The following is a 17904-nucleotide window of genomic DNA, read 5'->3' on the forward strand; positions in this document are numbered from 1 at the left end:
ATTCAGTGCGGCGAGCGCTCGGGTGGCGTAATCGGATGGTCGAGGCAGTCTCGAAAGATTTGGACCGTGGCGAACGGCGTCCATGCTGCGCTGGTTTCGCATCTTCTGATTGATTGCATCCGGTTGGCGAATTCTGCCCGGATCTTGTCGGAGCTGTCGAGGATCGGTGCGGCAGCTGCGATCATTTTGAGTTCTCTGGCTTCACGAAGTGTTGGCCAATACCAGTCGGTCGCGACGTCATACCCATAAGCGGCTGCCATGCTGGCATGTGCTTCGGCTCGGCCGAAGCGCACGCCACCAACCGCCACTGCCGTAAGATCAATCTGCCACGGTCCCTTGCAGGTGGCATCGAAGTCGCACAGCACCACTCGCCCACGTCGATCCCGAAGCAGGTTGCCCACGTGCGCGTCGCCGTGGATGAGCTGCGAGTCATCCTGCCGGCGAAGAGCTGCCACCGGTTCGTCCAAGCGCTCACACCAGCTGAGCAGGAACTCACGATCGTCGTCGCTCAGCCCGTCCGCCTCACTGATGCGACTCCGCGCATCACCAACCGGGTCCCATGCCGGAAGCGGGAACGGAGGAGGTCCGAGGGCGTGAAACTCCCGCAGGACCACTCCGAGGTCCTCGACGGCCGGCGCCGGCGAATTCGGCGGCAGGTACTGCCAGACCGAGGCGATCAGGTCACCTGCCTGCACCGGTTGAGCAATGCCCTCCGCGAGGCGGATGGTCGGCGCGTCGACCTGCTCGAACCACCGCCCGAGCTCGACCACCTTCCGTACCCGGTCCCGCAGCCGATGCGTCCGCGCTATCCGAATCACGATCCCCTCGGACGGCAGCGCGAACACCGCGTTGTTGGTGAGCTGGAGCAGACGTGCATCGTCGGCCCGAACCCCCAGTTGGTCGGCGACCTGGCGCATGGCTGCCGTCATGGCCTCTTCGCCGAATCGTCCAGCCCTGCTCATGCCGGTACAGCCTGGAACGCCGCGAGCTCGCGTGCGAAGGCGACAACCTCCGGATCGTTGCGGCAGGTGGTCATGTCCCGTCTGAGGTTCCGCACCCGGTCCACCGTTCGCTGCGAGGTCAGCGTTCCCGCCCGGCCGATAGCGCGCCGGCCCACGGCCACCGCCTGCTGCGGATCGTCAGCCAGGAACATCGCGCTGCAAAGGCCCACTTCGTTTAGCACGGTGCTGCGGACGTTCTGCTGCCCGAACGCTGCCACCGCCTCCTGTACCCACCGCACCGCATCCGGTGCGTGTCTGCGGTCCGCGCGGGCCAGGTCCCGGTACACCCGGCCGTACTGCGCCAGCAGTTCGCCCCGGTCGTAGAAGCGCATCCACTCCGGCTCCCGGTCGACGGTGATCCGGTCGAAGGCGTCTGTCGACCTCCCGAGCGCTGCCAGTGCTTCCCTGCGCTGGCCGACAGCGGCCAGGGCAGCCGCCTCCGCCCCATGGAGCATCGCCGAGACGGCCGGTGCCGCGGCGGAGCCGAGTTGGATGCGGGCGAGTTGCAGGGTGGCAAGCGCATCCCGATTGTGGCGTTGGTGCTGCAGTTGCCGGGCCTGGCAGTAGCGCACCCTTGCGGCGAGCAGCACGTCGTCGGCGGCCAAGGCGGCTCGCTCGGCAGCGGCGAAGTGCCGCTGCGCGTGATCGTGCAGTCCGGCGTCGAGAGCCGTCCAACCTGCAAGTTGGCGGGCCGCCGCGACCGAACCGACCAGCCTCGGCGTCAACGACTCAGGGTGTGACCAGTCGAGCAGCGCGTACACCGACTGAGCGAATCGATCGACTTCCCGGTAGAGCAGCCCACCGCCACACTCGTAGTCCACCGACCGGTACAGCTCCAGTACGGCGTTGAGTCGTGCGATGTCCGCCGGGCCGAGCCGGCGGGGCCGGGGGAGCGCCACGGCTCCGAGCAGACCGGCGCCGGCGGCCACGGCAGCTATGCCGGCCAGCAGAGCGCGACGGCTTTCATCAGTTGCCATTAACGGATCCAGATCCGGAGGAGTGCTGTCGGTGGACTGCGGCGAGGCGGCCGACGGTGCCCCGGGAAGCGCGAACCACAGCTGCGAGGCCGGTATCCCGAGGACCTTCGCCCAGTGCGCCAACCGGTCCAGGTGCACCACCGGTGGCCCGTTCTCCACCCGGCTCAACTGCGCCTGCGTGATCCCCAACCACCCCGCCACCACGGTCTGCGGCAACACCGATCGCCCGTGGTACGGATGGCACCGGTACGCCCGGATGACCCGCCCCAGGTGCCGTGACGCCAACGCCTGTCGTACTGGCTCGTGCTCCCAGAACGACGCCGGCACCACCGGCGGCGCGCTCATCCGGTCGCGCTCGGCTGCCTGGCAGGGCGCGCAGCGGCCGCTGTCGTTGTCGCGGGCCAGGCGTCCGCCGCACCGGGGGCAGTTCGCGTGTGTCACCGGCAACCTCGCCATCGGCAGGTGACTCCCGTCCGTGTCGCCTCGTCGAGCCTATCCATTCAACCCGCTGAGCGGGGGAGCGGTATACGCAGCGCACATATCGATGATGCTCGCGCTGTCATGTGACCGCGTGTCGTGAACGAGCAGCCTGAGGGCACCGCCGACGGAAGGAGCGTCATGCTGCTGACGAGCACCACACGCACCGGCAGGGAGCTGATCTCGGAGCAGCTCTTCGACCAACTGACCGCCCGCATCGCCCGGGACCATCCTGACCTGGACTCGGACCTGCCGCCCCGGATCCTGGACCAGGCGCTCGCCTTCCTCGGCGCCTGCGCTCTGACGATCGAACCGATCGGCCCGTCCGAGCTGGTCGACATCGGCTGGCACACCTTCATCCTCCACACCCGCGACTACGCCGACTTCTGCCACCGGATCGCCGGCCGGTTCATCCACCACCAGCCCGAGCCCACTTCCGACGACCCGCAGCCGTCGTCACCGGAGCCGATCGGTGCCCCGATCGCCCGTACCGTCTCCGCGATCACTGCCGCCGGCTTCGCGCTCGACCAGGTGCTGTGGGGCGGCACGGCGGCCGAGTGCGGCACGAAGTGCTCCCAGTGCCACGCCGGCTGCACCGACAGCCCGACCCGGTAAGACCGGCTGAGCAGCGGTCCCGGGCATACACTGCCCGGGACCGCTCGCTGTCGGGAGGGCCCGCGATGCCGCGTCGTCACTGGGAGCAGATCCCCGACGAGGTACGCCGCGAGGTCGCTCGCCACAGCGGCCCGATCCGCTCTGCGGTGACTGTCGCCTCCGGTGCCTCCTGCGACCTGGCCGTCGTCCTCGACACCGCCACCGGTCCGGTCTTCTGCAAGGGCGGCGAGGCGGACGGTCCGACCGGCTGGCTCTACCGCAACGAGGCCCGGATCAACCCGTGGCTGCCCGACGTGGCACCGCGCCTGCGCTGGACGGTTGAGAGCTCCGGCTGGCTGCTGCTCGGCTTCGACCACGTCGCGGGTCGCCACCCCGACCTGGCCCCCGGCTCGCCGGACCTCGTCCCGCTCGCCGCGCTGCTCACCGGGCTGACCGGCACGCTGACGCCCTGCCCGCCGGTGCCGGTCCAACGCTTCACCGCACGGTGGCACGGGTTGATCGCCCCCGAACTGGTCGACGGTGACAGCCTCCTGCACACCGACATGACCCCACGGAACTTCCTGCTCGGCGACCGCCTCCACCTCGTCGACTGGTCCAGCCCCGCTGTGGGCGCCGCCTGGATCGACGCCGCGTTCGTCGTGGTGCGACTCGTCCGTGCCGGCCATGAGCCAACGGATGCCGAGTCGTGGGCCAGGCGGATCCCCGCCTACGCCGAAGCCCACGAGCGTGCGGTGACCGCCTTCGTCGACGCCTTCGTCCGCCTCCGGGAACGCAAGCAGCGCACCGTGCCGGCCCCTCACCATGGCCCGATCCTCGATGCGGCCCGCCGCTGGGCGGCCTATCGGGCGCGTCACCGCGCGCATACGCGGCGCGCATGACGGTCACGATCATCGCGGCATAACGGCACTCCTCCCCGCCGGCCAGGGTCGACGCATGGCCCGGGGCGGGTGCTGGGCGCCGGAGGTGCGTCGACCCGAACGACGCGCCTCCGTCCCCGCCCGCCCCGGCGCCCCTTGACCAGCCCCAGCCACCGAGGGACGACCATGAGCGCCACCACGACCGACCTCACCGATCACCACGAGAAGACCAGGCACGCCGGCCGCACCGAGCAGAGCCGATGGGCGTGACACCAGACGAGATCACCAGCACCTGGCTGCGGCTGGTGGTCGCGGACGCGGAGCTGTCGCCGTACCTCATCGGGGTTGATCTGGAACGGCTGGCCACCCACCTGACTGCGGCGCTCGACAACGGCGGCGCGGTGGATGCCTGGCGCGGCCTGGGCCTGTCCGAGGCGCAGCACCGGCGCGTCGTTGACTACCTGACCGGCGTGCTATGGGCGCTCGATCTACCGGAAGACCGCATCGCCCAGGTCACGAAGGCGGTCAGCGGATGACCGCCGCCGACCTCCTACGCGACGCGCTGCGCCCCCGGCTCGCCGAGCACGACGCGCAGCTCCTCCTCGCCGCCCTGCGCCGACACACGGAAGGCGGCGACGACAAGGCGGGCCGGCGCGCACTGCTGACGGTCCTCGGCCAGACCGTCAGCCACTTCGACCTGCTGCCACACGCCGACCGGATCGCCCGACTCACCGGTTGCGCGGTCCCTGCCGCACCCGGCAGCGGCGATGACAAGCCCTGGCGGCCCGCCGAGGTGATCGCCCACGACCGCCCCTGCGCCGGCATCGCCATCCTGACCGTCCGCCCCTGGCACCGCCTGCACTGGCGACCCGGCCAGGCCGTCCCGGTCAACACCCCACGGCACCCCGGCCACTGGCGCTGGTACTCCCCGGCCAACACTCCACGCCCCGACGGCACGATCGAGCTGCACGTCCGTGCCGTCGGCGCCGTCTCCGGCAGCCTCGTGCACGAGGTACGCCCCGGCGAACTGCTGTACCTCGGCCCACCCCGCGACACCAACCTGCACCTGCGCGACGGTGACCTGCTGCTGGTCGCCGGCGGCACCGGCCTGGCCCCGCTACGCGCCCTCGTCGAGCAGACTGCCGCAGCAGCCGAGCATCGGCAGGCCGCCGCCGCACCCGGGCAGCGGCACGCCACCGGACCCGAGCAGCAGCAGGACGCCACCGCAGCCGAGCACCAACACGCCACCACCGCCCCCGGGCAACGGCAGGTCACCCTCATCGTCGGTGCCCGCACCTTCGCCGAGCTGTACGACGCGGTCACCCTCGACCGGCTTCAGTGCGCCCACGACTGGTTGACCCTGGTCCCGGCCCTCTCACGACCCGAGCGCGGAGCCGGCCGAGCGGGGTGACGCCCTCACCCTGGCCCTGCACCACTACCGGCCGCACCAGCGGGTGTACGTGTGCGGCCCACCCGCGATGGTGGCCCACGCCCGCCGCTGGCTGCCGATCGCCGGTGTCCCCGCCGACCGCGTACACCTGCCGGTGGTGCCCTGATGGCCGTCTACCGCAGCCGCAACGCCCTGGCCGGCCCGCTCACCCCGGACGGGCTCACCGCCGTCACCCTGCCGCGCACCCCGCTCGGCCGGCGCGGCTACCGGCCCGCCGACGTCGACGCCCTGCTCCACCGCCTCGCCCACGAGCTGCGCGAACGCACCCGTGAGCGGGACCGGGCGTACGCCGAGAACCAGCGCATCAAGGACGCCCTGCGCACCTGGCAGTCCCGCGGTGCCGAACAGCGGCAGAAGCAGATGTCATCCGCCGACGGCGGGAGCCTCGGCTGCGGAAGGTGATCGCGTGAGCCAGCCGCACTGCGCTCATTCGACGGCCTCGGTCAGGCGGGCGACGAGCCCGCGCACGTGTGCGATCAGCTCGGCCGGCTCGTGGATCCGGAACCGGAAGCCGAGCAGCGCGACGTACAGGGCCAGCTCGTCCAGCGAGTTCGACCCGGTGTGCAGCACGCAGCTGTCCTCGTCGACGGCTTCCACCATGCCGATGGTGGGTGGGATCCGGTCGGCGACGGCCTCAGCCGGGGCGTACACGGTGATGCGCGCCCGGTGGCGGTAGGGCGCGGAGGACACGCCGTGGGTGAGGTAGCCGGCGAGGTCGACGTCGGGTGGTGTGCGCGGGACGAAGCGGGGGCCGCCGGGAATCCGGGGGCGGATCCGGTCGGCCCGGTAGGTGCGCCAGTCACGGCGGTCGGTGTCCCAACCGACGAGGTACCAGCGCCGCCCGGTGTGGACGAGCCGGTGCGGCTCGGTCTCGCGCAGCGAGGTGCTGCCGTCGTGGCGCTGGTAGTCGAAGCGGAGCCGCTGGTGGTCGCGGCACGCGGCGGCGATCGCGGTGAGCACGTCCGGGTCGACCGTCGGGCCGCCGTCGGGCACCGTCACGGTGACCGAGCGGAGCAGGTCGACCCGGTGCCGGACGCGCGACGGGAGGACCTGGTCGAGCTTGGCCAGCGCCCGCAGGGAGCTGTCCTCGATGCCGGTGACCGCGCCCCGTACGGCGGTGCGCAGGCCCACCGCCACGGCGACGGCCTCGTCGTCGTCGAGCAGCAGCGGCGGCAGCTTCGATCCGGCGCCGAGCCGGTAGCCGGCCGCGCCCGGGGTGGCGTGCACCGGGTAGCCGAGGTCGCGCAGTTTCTGGATGTCACGGCGCACGGTGCGGGCGTCCACTCCGAGGCGTGCGGCCAGGTCGGCGCCGCTCCAGTCGCGGGGCGTCTGGAGGAGCGAGAGCAGGCGGAGCAGCCGCGCCGAGGTTTCCCACATGGCCGCAAGTCTGTCAGGAAGCTAGGGCGGAAGCTGTCCTAGCTGGTTCCTAGCGTGGTGGTCATGACCGAAGAGATCACCCCGTTCCGCATCGACATCGCCCAGGACCGCCTCGACGACCTGCGGGACCGGCTGGCGCGGACCCGCTGGCCGGCACCCCTGCCTGGCGACGGCTGGGACACCGGCGTGCCGACCGGCTGGCTTCGGGAGCTGACCGAGCACTGGCGTACGGGCTACGACTGGCGGGCCGCCGAGGCGCAACTCAACGCGTACCCGCAGTTCACCACGACCATCGACGGGCAGCGGATCCACTTCCTGCACGTCCGCTCGCCCGAGCCGGACGCCTTCCCGCTGGTGCTCACCCACGGCTGGCCCGGCTCGGTGGTCGAGTTCCTCGACCTGATCGGGCCGCTGACCGACCCTGTCGCCCACGGCGGCGACCGGTCCGACGCGTTCCACCTGGTGATCCCGTCGCTGCCCGGCTTCGGGTTCTCCGGGCCGACCGCCGACGGCGGCTGGGACACCGACCGGATCGCCCGTGCCTGGGCCGAGCTGATGCGCCGGCTCGGCTACCACCGGTACGGCGCGCACGGCGGGGACATCGGCGCGGCGGTCAGCCCCCAACTGGGCCGGGTCGCACCGGACCGGGTGGCCGGCGTGCACGTCAACGGCGGCCCCGGGCTGCCGCCGCTGCCCCTGGCCGAGGAGGAACTGGCCGACCTCTCCGACGTCGAACGCGACCGGGTCCGCCGGATCGAGGCGTTCATGCAGGAAGAGTTCGGCTACATCGCGATCCAGTCGACCCGCCCGCAGACCCTGGCGTACGGCCTGACCGACTCTCCGGTCGGTCAGCTCGCCTGGCTGATGGACAAGTTCCGCGAGTGGACCCACCCGCGCGAGGTACTGCCCGATCAGATCATCGACCGGGACCGTCTGCTCACCAACGCGATGATCTACTGGCTGACCGGCACCGCCGGTTCGGCCGCGTACGTGGGCTACGTCCAGGAAGCCGCCTGGGGTGCGGTGAAGCCGAACTCGGGTGTGCCCACGGCGGCGATCGTCTTCGCCCACGACGTCGGAATCCGCCGCTACGCCGAGACCGAGAACACCATCACCCGCTGGGTGGACGTCGACCGAGGCGGCCACTTCGCCGCCCTCGAGGAACCCGAGCTGCTGACCGCCGACCTCCGGGAGTTCTTCCGGGATCTGCGCCGGTAGCCGGTGGGACTCCGGCCCGCCCGGTCGCGGGCGGGCCGGGGCAGCCCGCCCTCCCCTGGGGGGTGATCCCGTACAGACCTGGTGGCGATCCCGGATGACTCGATCGTCGACTGTCACTAGCGTCGGTCGGCAGTGGACACTCGACACCACGGGGAGGACGTCCGATGACCCACCACCACCAGCAGAAGGCCGCCCGATGAGGCGGCGTCCCGCGCGCCGGCTCGGCGCCGCCGCCACCGCCCTCGGCCTGTTCGCCGCGGCGCTGACCGTCACCGCGACCCCGGCCACCGCCGCACCCGGCCACGGCGGCGGCTACCAGGCCCTGATCCAGCGCGCCTCGTACGGCGTTCCGCACATCACCGCCCGGGACTTCGCCGGCCTCGGCTACGGCGTCGGCTACGCCCAGGCCGAGGACAACATCTGCCTGATCGCCGAGACGGTCGTCACCGTCAACGCCCAGCGCAGCCGCACCTTCGGCGGCAGTGAGGAGAACGTCACCAGCGACCTGTTCCACCAGAAGGCGATCGACGGCCGGGTGGTCGAGCGGCTGCTCGCCGGCCCCCGCGATGGGGTGCACTCGCCGTCGGGCGAGGTCCGCGACCAGGTGCGCGGCTTCGCCGCCGGCTACAACGCCCACCTGCGTCGTACCGGGGTGGACAGGCTGACCGATCCGGCGTGCGCCGGCAAGCCGTGGGTACGCCCGATCAGCGAGCGGGATCTGTGGCGGGCGCACTGGGCGCGGATGGTTCGGGCCAGCTCCGGCGCGCTCGCCGACGGCATCGTCGCCGCCACCCCACCGCGCGCCGACGGGACCAGCGCGCCGGCGAGCGCCCCGCAGGCCACGTCGATCGTCGACGCCTCCGACGGCGCGCCCGCCGGGGTGGGCAGCAACGCGTACGCCCTCGGGCGGGACACCACCGTCGGCCGCAGCGGGATGCTGCTGGCCAACCCGCACTTCCCATGGGACGGCGACGAGCGGTTCTACCGCATGCGCCTGAAGATCCCCGGCCGGTACGACGTCGAGGGCGCCGCCCTGGTCGGCGACCCGCTGGTGGAGATCGGCCACAACGGCCGGGTCGCCTGGACGCACACCGTCTCCACCGCCCGCCGCTTCGTCTGGCACCGGCTGACCCTGGCCCCCGGTGACCCGACCAGCTACCTGCACGACGGCCGACCCCGGAAGATGACCGCCCGTACGGTCACCGTGCGGACCCCCGGCGGGCCGGTCAGCCGTACCTTCCACGACACCCACTTCGGCCCGGTCGTGGTGGTGCCGGGCCGCTTCGACTGGACCGCCGACACGGCGTACGCGATCAGCGACCCCAACGCCGCGAACAACCGTGCGCTCGACGGCTGGCTCGCCATGGGGCGCGCCCGGTCGGTGGGTGACCTGCGGGCGGCGCTGGACCGGCGGCAGTTCCTGCCCTGGGTCAACGTGATCGCCAGCGACGACCGGGGTCGGGCCCTCTACGCCGACCACTCCGTGGTGCCCCGGGTCACCGACGACCTCGCCGCCACCTGCATCCCCGCGCCGTTCCGCCCCCTGTACGCCAGCAGCGGCCAGGCCGTCCTCGACGGCTCACGGTCCGCCTGCGAGCTGGGCGCGGACCCGGACGCCGCCGTGCCCGGCATCCTCGGCCCGGCGCGCCTGCCGACCCTGGTCCGCTCCGACTACGTGACCAACTCCAACGACAGCTACTGGCTGGCCAACCCCGAGCAGCGGCTGGAGGGCTTCCCGCGCATCATCGGCGACGAGCGCACCGAACGCAGCCTGCGTACCCGGCTCGGCCTGCTCCAGGTGCAGCAGCGCGTCGCCGGCACCGACGGGCTGCCCGGCGCCGGGTTCACCACCGGCAACCTGTGGCAGGTCACCCTCGGCAACCGGGCGTACGGCGGCGAACTGGTCCGCGACGACCTGGTCCGCCTCTGCGAGGCGAACCCGGACGCCACCGCCTCCGACGGCACGCCGGTGGACCTGACCGCCGCCTGCGCCGCCCTGCGCGGCTGGGACCTGCGGGTCGACCTGGACAGCCGGGGCTCGCACGTGTTCACCGAGTTCGCCCGCGAGGGCGGCATGCGCTTCGCCGATCCGTTCGACCCGGCGGCCCCGGTCACCACGCCGCACCGGCTCGCCGTCGACGACCCGAAGGTGCGCACCGCCCTCGCCGACGCGGTCCGCGCGCTGGACGGTGTCCCGCTGGACGCCCGCCTCGGCGACATCCAGACCGAGCCGCGCGGCGACGAGCGGATCCCGATCCACGGCGGCTGGCCGGAGGCCGGCATCTTCAACATGACCATCAACGTGCTCGAACCCGGCATCGGGTACCCGAAGGTGCGGCACGGCACGTCGTACCTGATGGCCGTCGAGCTGGGCCGCGACGGGCCGTCGGGCCGGCAGATCCTCACCTACTCGCAGTCGGCCAACCCGAACTCGCCCTGGTACGCCGACCAGACCCGGCGGTACTCCGGCAAGGGCTTCGACACGATCAAGTTCACCGAGAAGCAGCTCAGGGCCGACCCGAACCTGATCACCTACCGGGTGGGGGAGCGCCGCCACTGACCGGATCGGTGCGCGGTTTGCGGCGTGTCGCGGTGTCCTCGCAGCCGGACACCGCGACACGCCGCAAAAACGGGGGGCGGGAGCGCGGGGCGCGAGGCGCGTTGTCGGGGCGGGCTCGTATGGTGGCGGGACCGCTGCCAGGGGTGGCAGCCGTGCCGGGAGGTGGTCGATGCGCGCCGCGTTGGCGGTCCCGCCCGCCGTCGAGGCGGAACAGGTCATCACCGCCGTCCTCGCCGACCTGCGCTCCGGCGCGCACCGCGGCGTGGTCGTCGACTCCCCGCCCGGCGCCGGCAAGTCCACCCTCGTCGTCCGCGCCGCCGTCGAGCTGGCCGCCGCCGGTGAACCGCTGATCATCGTGGCGCAGACCAACGAGCAGGTCGACGACCTGATCGACCGGCTCGCCCGCAAGGCCCCCGAGCTGCGCATCGGCCGGCTGTCCGCCGGCGACTACCAGCCGTCGGAGCGGGTGAAGGGCCACGACAACGTCCGGGTCGCCGCCAAGGTCACCGACCTCGGCGGTCCGGCGGTCGTCATCGGTACGGCCGCCAAGTGGGCCACCGTCGTTGAGGGCTGCTGGCCGTGGGCGATCGTCGACGAGGCGTACCAGATGCGCTCGGACGCCCTGCTGCGCGTGGCCGGCCGGTTCGAGCGGGCGCTGTTCGTCGGTGACCCGGGGCAGCTCGACCCGTTCTCCACCGTCGAGACCGTCCGCTGGACCGGCCTGACCTGGGATCCGATGCAGGCGGCAGTGGCGGTGCTGCTGCGACACAACCCGGAGCTGCCGGTGCACCGGCTGCCGGTGTCGTGGCGGCTGCCCGCCTCGGCGGCCCCGGTGGTGGCGGAGGCGTTCTACCCGTTCACCGGTTTCCGCGCCGGCACCGGCCCGACCGAGCGGGCGTTGGCGTTCACCGAGCCCGGGCCGGGTGACGCGCTCGACGCGGCGGTGGAGGCGGCCGCGGCGACCGGCTGGGCGTTGCACGAGCTGCCGGCCCGGCACACCGTGCGTACCGATGCGGAGGCGGCCTCGGCCTGCGCGGCGCTGGCGCTGCGGGTGCTGGCCCGGGGCGCGGTCGCGGTCAGCGAGCACGCGCCGGCCGGCACGCCGGTCACCGCCGACCGGATCGCGATCGGCGCCGCGCACCGCGATCAGGTCGCGGCCATCCGCGCCCACCTCGGCGAGGCCGGGGCGGGCGTCACCGTCGACACCGCCAACCGGCTGCAGGGCCGCGAGTACGACCTGACGATCGTGCTGCACCCGCTGTCCGGGCGGCGCGACGCGACCACGTTCCACCTGGAGTCGGGGCGGCTCTGCGTGCTGGCGTCGCGGCACCGGCACGCCTGTGTGGTGGTGGCCCGGGCGGGCATCGGTGAGCTGCTGGACGCGCACCCGTCGACGGAGACGGTGCACCTGGACGTGCCGGTGAAGTTCCCGGACGGGTGGGCCGCCAACCGCACCATGCTCACCCACCTGGGCGCGAGGTGACGACCCCTTCGGGAGCGATCGAGCGGGAAATCGGTTCTCGCCGGTCTGAGTCTCGTGGGATTTCCACGGTTCCCGGCTGATTCATTATCGGTATGTCGACACCTGATCGACCTCCCGCCAACCTGGTGATCAGGCAGGACGGCTTCCTATCCTGAGCCGGACGAAGAAATCCATCGATATCTCGTCGCTGTCCGGAGCTTTCCTCTTCCCGTTCTGCGCGCTCACCACAAGCGAGGTGCCGAATGGTCCTGTCCCGTTTCCTGCGCACGGTGCTCGCCGCGCTCTGCGGCGCGGTTCTGCTCGTGCCGGCCGTGCCCGGCCCGGCACTGGCCGCCTCCGCCGAGCGGGTCGCCGCCCGCCGGCAGGTGGCGGCGTACCTGGCCGCCCATCCCGGCGGGGTGGCGATCAACGACAACGAGATCAGCTACGGCGGGGGCGCGCTCGTGATCACGTTGCGCGCCCCCGAGCGCAACTACGCCGTGGCCGATTGCCCCTGGGGCTGGTACTGCTTCTACGACCGCACCGACTTCGGCTACCCCCGGGGCAAGCTCTCCTCGTGCGGGCGGCAGAACCTGGCCACCTGGCAGTGGCAGTTCCGCGTCGAGTCGGCCCACTACAACATGAGCAGCGGATCGGTGACCTTCTCCTACTACGACACCCCGCTGTTCAGCGTCGGCGCGGGAAACCGGATCCGGGCCGACGCCTCTCCGTACCGGAACTGGGCGAACTACGTCAACCGGTGGTGTTAGCGGGCCTCGAGTCGGCGGACGTCACGCCGCAGCGGGTCTGCGCCGTGCTGTCCGTCCGGGTGGTGGACAGCAACAGGAAGTAGCTGAGCAGGTTGTTGCCCGGGCCGGTGGTCTCGTGGCTGAGCAACTGCCCGGTCGTCGGGTGAAACGTCAGGACCTCCCAGCGTCCCTCGCCGTCAGCGGCGCTGATCGCGTGCCCGACGCGGTCGGCCCGGTCGGGATAGCTGCCCTGGTAGGTGACGCCCGGCGTCTCGGCGAGCAACACGAGCAGGGCGGCGCGCTGCCGTGACGTGAGCGGGCGGTACCGGTAGATCCAGGCGACGGTGCTGATCACCCCGGCCGCGTTGCGCAGCTCCGGCGGGCTCCGGTCGAGCTGCGCGGCGACCTGCCGGCGCAGTTCGGCCGGGTCCGTCGCCGGATTCGGCGGCACATCGGTCAGCTCGCCGTCGTCGTAGCGGGTGACGACCGGCTCGGCGCGCCGACCGTCCTCGACCGCGGTCACCATCCGGCGGCCGGAGCGGCGTGTCGTCCACCAGAGCAGCTCCTCGCGGTACCGGTTCGGGTTCTCCGAGCCGTACGCCAGGTCCTTCGGCGACCACACCCGCAGGCAGGTGTACGCGTACCTGCCCTGCGTCACGGGCTCGGGCAGCGCCGCGACGGCCTCGGCGAGCTGACGCAGCTTGCCCGGCGGGGCCGCCACGTCGACGACCGGCGTCGTGGTCGACGCCCCGTGCCCGTGCCCCTCGCTCTCGTCGCGTACCGGAGTCCGGGCCACCGACCCGGACCGTCCCGGCTCGACCGTGACGCCCGGCAGCAAGAGTGGGAGCAGGCTGGTGCCGAGAATCGCGACGAGTCGGGTCAGCGGCACCGTCCGGCGCCCGCCGACGCGCAGCGAGCGGACGTTCATCCGCCTACGGAGCCGCGGGGCCGGACCGCCGGGCGTGGGGTTGCGCGGCCGCAGTTCCGGCGTCCCGGCCGGCGGGTCGGCCGCCGGCCGCGCTGAGGTCCGGCCGCCGGAGTTCGGGGCGGCGTTGCGCGTCCGGGTCTGGGGTGCCGTCGGACCCGCCGGCGAGGTGGCGGTGTCGACGCGGTGCCGTCCCGGTCGCGCCCCGGCGGTGACCTGCGCGCCGACCGGGCCGATCGATGTCTGCCAGGAGCGCGCCATGGTGTCCTGCGGCCACGCCGGCTCGACCGGGTCGGGCGGGTGCGGGCTGTCCGGGCCGGCCTCGCGTCGGGTCGTCGGGGTGGACCCTCCGGAAGGGGGGACCGGCACCGCCTGCGGCGGTGGGGGGACCATCGCGGGGTGGTGCGCCCGGCGGTGGGCCTCGGCGGCGTGGGCGGCCAGCCGAAAGCACCAGGTGCGGCCGGCGTCCGTGACGCTGTCGAACGTCATGCAGGTGAGTGCCTGGCTGATCAGGGAGAGCCGGTACTGCTGGCGCCACTCCGGCTTCCAGTTGTCCCGCTCGGCGTAGGCCATCCCCGCCTCGTGGACGATCCCGACCAGGGTGGCGAGGACGGACGGCAGCCGGGGTGACGGCTTGTCGTCCGGCCTGACGAGGTGGTCGAGCAGGCTCTCGGCCTGGTCGGGCGGCAGCCCCGGCTGGGAAGCGCCGTCCTCGTCCGGTGGCGGCGCGATCCAGCGCAGCACCGTGGTCAGCAGCAGGCAGATCAGGTCCCGGGTCAGCGGTGCGTCCTGCTGGTAGTTGTCGAGGTCGACCAGCCAGAACCGGTGCGGGTCGACCGGACCGTCGCCGGGGGCCGGGATCAGGGCGTTGCCGCCGTGCAAATCGCCGTGGGAGAAGCCGCAGAGGTGGTCGAGGCTGAACCCGGCGAAGAGGGAGTCGTCGTCGGCCAGGCGCAGCGGGTTCGGCAGCACCCGGCCGTCGAGGCGTACCCAGTCCGCGTCGGGCGTGACCAGCCCCAGCTCCCTGGCCGCCGCCCGGGCCTCCGGCAGCGCCCGCATCACCGCCAGTTCCCGGCCGACGTACGCGGGGAGGTCGGCGCGTCGGATGGACGGCCCGACGCCGGGGTGCTGCTTGGCGTCGCCGTTCCAGTCCGTGAGCAGGCCGGTCACCACCGCCCGGACGGCGCTGACCAGCGTCTCGTCGTCGGTCAGCTCGGTCAGGGCCGAGACCGGGTCGCCGCCGTTGGCGACGCTCTGAAACATCAGGTGCCGGCCGTCGCCCACCGGATACCAGCTGTAGGGCTGCCGGACCAGGTGGCGGGCGGCGAAGTCGGGGGCGGACGACCAGGCACGCTCCTGCTGGCCGGGCTCCGGCGCGTCCCGGCCGGCGGGCAGCACCTTGACGAACAGCTTCTCGTTGCGTCCGGGCCGCCGGAAGGCGATGGTGAACAGGACCGCGCCGCTGTAGCCCTGAGTACGCCTTGACTGGGCGAGCCGGCAGACCGTGCCGTCGTACCCGGCGGCCCACCGGCACAGGGCGGCTGTCACCTCGTCGTCCTGGATGTACTCCGCCAGGCCGGCGTGAAGACCGTGGTTCATCGTCGTCGTTGAACCTTCTGCAAGAGGGGTGGAGCAGGCAGGGGCGACCCGGGGGTACGTCGCCGGGGGGAGGAGTGCGCGGGTACGCGCGGAAGGAAGCTACCTCAACTCGGCCGTTAGTCGGTACTAATTCGCGTGTCAGTCAAAAGCCCTACTTACCGGTAACCATCCATTCACACGAAGGATTGTCTCGATCACCCGAAGTGACATCTAGCAGGCTGGATATAGAATCGGTCACCGGACCAGGAGGCTGATGTGACGCAGCGTGCTGATTCCCTGCTCAGGCACCAGAGCGATCCCGAGATGATGGCGATCCTCCGGGCGATGTCGGTCTGCCACGCACGTGCCCAGCGACTGGACGGCCTGCGCCTGTACCTCTCGATCGCGATCTGCGGGGCCGGCGCCGTGGTGGCGTTCACCGGCGTATCCGCCACCGCGGTGACCGCCGTCGGCGCGCTGTGGGCCGTCGCCAACGCCGTGGGGCTCGCCTCGTGGTCGAACGGGCAGATCCGGCGGGCCGCCACCCTCCAGGAGATGTTCGACGTCGACCTTTTCGGTCTGCCGTGGAACACCGTGGCCGCCGGTGAGCGGCTCGGCCCCCACGAGGTGAGCCGACTCGACCGCGCCTACCGCGGTGGCGAGGTGTACCTGCGCGACTACTACGAGATCCCCGACCTGCCCGCCCCGTACGACGTGCTGGCCTGCCAGCAGCAGAACCTCGGCTGGGGCGCACGGCTGCGCCGCCGGTACGCGTACACCGTGCTCGCCGGCGTGGCGGCCTGGGTCTCGGTCGGCGTGGTCTTCGGTGTCGTCGCCGGGCTGACCGTCGCGCAACTGCTGTTGCAGTGGTTCGTGCCGTCACTGGGCGCGCTGCTGCTCGGCCTGGAGATCTACCGGGGGCAGCGGGACGTCGCGGCCGACCGCGACCGCGCCATGAGCATCCTGCAGGACCGCATCACCTCAGCCGTGCGCCGCCCGCACGACCCGTCTGTGCAGGCGGAGCTGCTGACCCTGGCCCGGCAGGTACAGGACCTGATCCTGCACAGCCGCCGGGGACAGGCACGCGTGCCCGACTGGTTCTTCCGCCGGTTCCACGCCGCCGACCGCGTCGACTTCCAGTCCACCATGGCCAACCTCGCCGAGCTGCTGAACCGGCCCGCGCCCGCGACCCGGCTCGACGGCTGAGCGCGGCAGTCCGCCCGGCCGGGCACGGTGGGACGTGCGCGGCGGCCGGTGGGCAGGCACGCCCACCGGCCGTCGGGACGTCAACCCTGGTGGACCTCCGGTCCGCCTCCGGTGGAGTTGTTCCCGGCCACTACCTGCGCCTCGACGTCGAGTTGTCCGTCGAGCCGGCGCAACAGATCCGTCAGTTCCCGGTCGAGGATGTTCGGGTGGTGACGGTCGAGCAGGTCGCGGACCAGCCGCAGGGTCGACAGCCGTAGCGACGGGCCGGTCAGCCCTTCGAACAGCCGCAGGTCCGTGACGTCGTCGTCCGCCGTCGTGGTGAACGCCGGGGACACCGTGCCGGTCAGACCGTGCCGTGCCCGGGCCTCGGCGATCTCCGTCCAGGCATCGGTGAGGTGCCGCCGGACGGCGTTGGCGGCGTCCTCGACCGTGAGGTGCAGCTCCTGCCACGCCTTCTCGTGCGCGCCCAGCAACCCCTGGGCCTCGGCCCTGAGCCGCTCGTAGCGGCGTCCGGCCAGCTTGGCGCGCCGCTTCACCCGCCGTTGCCGCTCGGCGTACGGGTTGTACGCGCTGGCCTTGAAGGCGATCGCCGAGACGGTCAGCAGCACCAGCAGGGCCACCAGCGGCCAGCGCAGATGCGGTTGCTGGATGCGGTCGCCCCGCAGCCAGGCCCAGAACGCCAGGATCCCGACCATCAGGACGGTGAACGTCACCGGCAGCACCCAGCTCGGCCAGGGCAGCTCATCGGGTCGACGCTCCTCGTCCTCCGGCCGCCACCGCACGAAGATCCGGCGTAGCACGACCTGCCAGTCCAGCCGTCGCCGCCAACGGCGCCGTTCGGCCCGGGACCGATGCCTGAACAGCGGCACCGCCAGCCAGCTGCCGGCGAGCACCAGCCCCATGAAGATCCCGAAACCGGGCAGGTAGGAGACCAGCGACTCGACCGTCGACAGTTCCGTCCCAGTGTCGATGGCGCTTCGGAACGCCTGGGCGAAGAAGAAGGTGTCGTAGATGGCGCTGATGAAGATGACCGTCCAGACGAGGAGCGGATGCTGCCAGCCCGGCCGATTCCGGCGGTCCTCCGCACCGTCGCCGGCGTGCTCCCGTTCGACCAGGTCCTGTCCCGTCGCCGCAGCGGTCAGTTCCCGCCGGGACAGCAACTCCTCCAGCCGGTGCAGGGCCAGCTTGGTCCGCCGCCACGTGTCGATCAGCCGGTCACCCGCGCCCTGCACCCGCGAGTGGTGGGTGACCAGTGTCGCCTCCGCGTCGGCCTTGGCCCGGACCAGCTGTGCGGCCTCGGTGTGGGACAGCTCGTCGACCCGGTACGGTTCCGGAGTGGCGACCGGTTCCGCCAGCCGGGTCGCCCCGAGCGTGAGCGGCCGACCACACGGCACCGACGGATAGCGGCGGCCCGGGGAGCCGTTCTGGTGCAGTACACCGTTCTCATGCATC

15 protein-coding genes are annotated in these 17904 nt (G+C 72.3%); 10 read left to right on the top strand and 5 right to left on the bottom strand.

The genetic code is table 11. From position 1 onward, the window contains the following. Positions 1-2: 2 nt before the first annotated feature. A complete protein-coding gene (locus GA0070614_RS21325) occupies positions 3-962 on the bottom strand; it encodes an aminoglycoside phosphotransferase family protein (protein ID WP_231933346.1) in 960 nt (319 codons plus the stop codon). Continuing rightward, positions 959-2419: a helix-turn-helix domain-containing protein gene (locus GA0070614_RS21330; RefSeq protein WP_231933347.1), complete on the bottom strand. Its 1461-nt coding sequence runs from the start codon at positions 2417-2419 to the stop codon at positions 959-961. Before GA0070614_RS21330 ends, GA0070614_RS21325 begins: the two co-directional genes overlap by 4 nt. A gap of 177 nt (positions 2420-2596) precedes the next feature. Between GA0070614_RS21330 and GA0070614_RS21335 the strand changes: the two genes are divergently transcribed. The 5 genes from GA0070614_RS21335 to GA0070614_RS21355 all read left to right on the top strand — a co-directional run bounded on the left by GA0070614_RS21335 (position 2597) and on the right by GA0070614_RS21355 (position 5779). After that, positions 2597-3070: a glycine-rich domain-containing protein gene (locus GA0070614_RS21335; protein ID WP_231933348.1), complete on the top strand. Its 474-nt coding sequence runs from the start codon at positions 2597-2599 to the stop codon at positions 3068-3070. Between the two features lie 65 nt (positions 3071-3135). Continuing rightward, on the top strand, positions 3136-3948 hold the full coding sequence (locus GA0070614_RS21340) for a hypothetical protein (protein WP_088977626.1): 813 nt from the start codon (positions 3136-3138) through the stop codon (positions 3946-3948). Between the two features lie 239 nt (positions 3949-4187). Further along, the gene (locus tag GA0070614_RS21345) at positions 4188-4463 is read left to right on the top strand and encodes a globin family protein (RefSeq protein ID WP_231933349.1); all 276 of its coding nucleotides are present in this window, start codon (positions 4188-4190) and stop codon (positions 4461-4463) included. Next, complete coding sequence (locus GA0070614_RS21350) at positions 4460-5338, top strand: FAD-binding oxidoreductase (RefSeq protein WP_157745059.1); 879 nt, start codon at positions 4460-4462, stop codon at positions 5336-5338. The genes GA0070614_RS21345 and GA0070614_RS21350 overlap by 4 nt, the downstream gene beginning before the upstream one ends. 144 nt (positions 5339-5482) lie before the next feature. Beyond that, positions 5483-5779, top strand: a complete 297-nt coding sequence (locus GA0070614_RS21355; RefSeq protein WP_088977628.1) for a DivIVA domain-containing protein — start codon at positions 5483-5485, stop codon at positions 5777-5779. A gap of 24 nt (positions 5780-5803) precedes the next feature. Here GA0070614_RS21355 and GA0070614_RS21360 read toward each other — a convergent pair whose 3' ends face one another. Continuing rightward, on the bottom strand, positions 5804-6754 hold the full coding sequence (locus tag GA0070614_RS21360) for a helix-turn-helix transcriptional regulator (protein ID WP_088977629.1): 951 nt from the start codon (positions 6752-6754) through the stop codon (positions 5804-5806). A 63-nt stretch (positions 6755-6817) separates the two neighbouring features. Here GA0070614_RS21360 and GA0070614_RS21365 point away from each other — a divergent pair, with 63 nt between their 5' ends. From GA0070614_RS21365 to GA0070614_RS21380, 4 genes are all read left to right on the top strand, one after another. Next, the gene (locus tag GA0070614_RS21365) at positions 6818-7972 is read left to right on the top strand and encodes an epoxide hydrolase family protein (RefSeq protein ID WP_088979571.1); all 1155 of its coding nucleotides are present in this window, start codon (positions 6818-6820) and stop codon (positions 7970-7972) included. A gap of 196 nt (positions 7973-8168) precedes the next feature. Next, a complete protein-coding gene (locus GA0070614_RS21370) occupies positions 8169-10532 on the top strand; it encodes an acylase (protein WP_088977630.1) in 2364 nt (787 codons plus the stop codon). Between the two features lie 169 nt (positions 10533-10701). Beyond that, positions 10702-12015, top strand: a complete 1314-nt coding sequence (locus GA0070614_RS21375; RefSeq protein WP_088977631.1) for an AAA domain-containing protein — start codon at positions 10702-10704, stop codon at positions 12013-12015. A gap of 242 nt (positions 12016-12257) precedes the next feature. Further along, entirely contained in the window at positions 12258-12764 is a 507-nt protein-coding gene (locus GA0070614_RS21380; protein ID WP_088977632.1) for a hypothetical protein, read from the top strand. Here the strand turns inward: GA0070614_RS21380 and GA0070614_RS21385 are convergent. After that, a complete protein-coding gene (locus tag GA0070614_RS21385) occupies positions 12748-15267 on the bottom strand; it encodes a hypothetical protein (RefSeq protein ID WP_088977633.1) in 2520 nt (839 codons plus the stop codon). The genes GA0070614_RS21380 and GA0070614_RS21385 overlap by 17 nt on opposite strands. 255 nt (positions 15268-15522) lie before the next feature. Between GA0070614_RS21385 and GA0070614_RS21390 the strand changes: the two genes are divergently transcribed. Then, entirely contained in the window at positions 15523-16452 is a 930-nt protein-coding gene (locus GA0070614_RS21390) for an S-4TM family putative pore-forming effector (protein ID WP_157745060.1), read from the top strand. An 80-nt stretch (positions 16453-16532) separates the two neighbouring features. Here the strand turns inward: GA0070614_RS21390 and GA0070614_RS21395 are convergent, their stop codons facing one another. Further along, positions 16533-17903 carry a hypothetical protein gene (locus GA0070614_RS21395; RefSeq protein WP_088977635.1) on the bottom strand — a complete coding sequence of 457 codons (1371 nt, stop codon included), beginning with the start codon at positions 17901-17903 and terminating at the stop codon, positions 16533-16535. Between the last annotated feature and the right edge of the window lies 1 nt (position 17904).

Origin of the sequence: Micromonospora coxensis, assembly GCF_900090295.1 — a bacterium.
GTDB classification, from domain to species: domain Bacteria; phylum Actinomycetota; class Actinomycetes; order Mycobacteriales; family Micromonosporaceae; genus Micromonospora; species Micromonospora coxensis.

Excerpts from the sequence above, each read along its gene's own strand:
- GA0070614_RS21325 (WP_231933346.1), bottom strand. The coding sequence starts at position 962 with ATGAGCAGGGCTGGACGATTCGGCGAAGAGGCCATGACGGCAGCCATG.
- GA0070614_RS21335 (WP_231933348.1), top strand. The coding sequence starts at position 2,597 with ATGCTGCTGACGAGCACCACACGCACCGGCAGGGAGCTGATCTCGGAG.
- GA0070614_RS21340 (WP_088977626.1), top strand. The coding sequence starts at position 3,136 with ATGCCGCGTCGTCACTGGGAGCAGATCCCCGACGAGGTACGCCGCGAG.
- GA0070614_RS21345 (WP_231933349.1), top strand. The coding sequence starts at position 4,188 with ATGGGCGTGACACCAGACGAGATCACCAGCACCTGGCTGCGGCTGGTG.
- GA0070614_RS21350 (WP_157745059.1), top strand. The coding sequence starts at position 4,460 with ATGACCGCCGCCGACCTCCTACGCGACGCGCTGCGCCCCCGGCTCGCC.
- GA0070614_RS21355 (WP_088977628.1), top strand. The coding sequence starts at position 5,483 with ATGGCCGTCTACCGCAGCCGCAACGCCCTGGCCGGCCCGCTCACCCCG.
- GA0070614_RS21360 (WP_088977629.1), bottom strand. The coding sequence starts at position 6,754 with ATGTGGGAAACCTCGGCGCGGCTGCTCCGCCTGCTCTCGCTCCTCCAG.
- GA0070614_RS21365 (WP_088979571.1), top strand. The coding sequence starts at position 6,818 with ATGACCGAAGAGATCACCCCGTTCCGCATCGACATCGCCCAGGACCGC.
- GA0070614_RS21370 (WP_088977630.1), top strand. The coding sequence starts at position 8,169 with ATGAGGCGGCGTCCCGCGCGCCGGCTCGGCGCCGCCGCCACCGCCCTC.
- GA0070614_RS21375 (WP_088977631.1), top strand. The coding sequence starts at position 10,702 with ATGCGCGCCGCGTTGGCGGTCCCGCCCGCCGTCGAGGCGGAACAGGTC.
- GA0070614_RS21380 (WP_088977632.1), top strand. The coding sequence starts at position 12,258 with ATGGTCCTGTCCCGTTTCCTGCGCACGGTGCTCGCCGCGCTCTGCGGC.
- GA0070614_RS21385 (WP_088977633.1), bottom strand. The coding sequence starts at position 15,267 with ATGAACCACGGTCTTCACGCCGGCCTGGCGGAGTACATCCAGGACGAC.
- GA0070614_RS21395 (WP_088977635.1), bottom strand. The coding sequence starts at position 17,903 with ATGCATGAGAACGGTGTACTGCACCAGAACGGCTCCCCGGGCCGCCGC.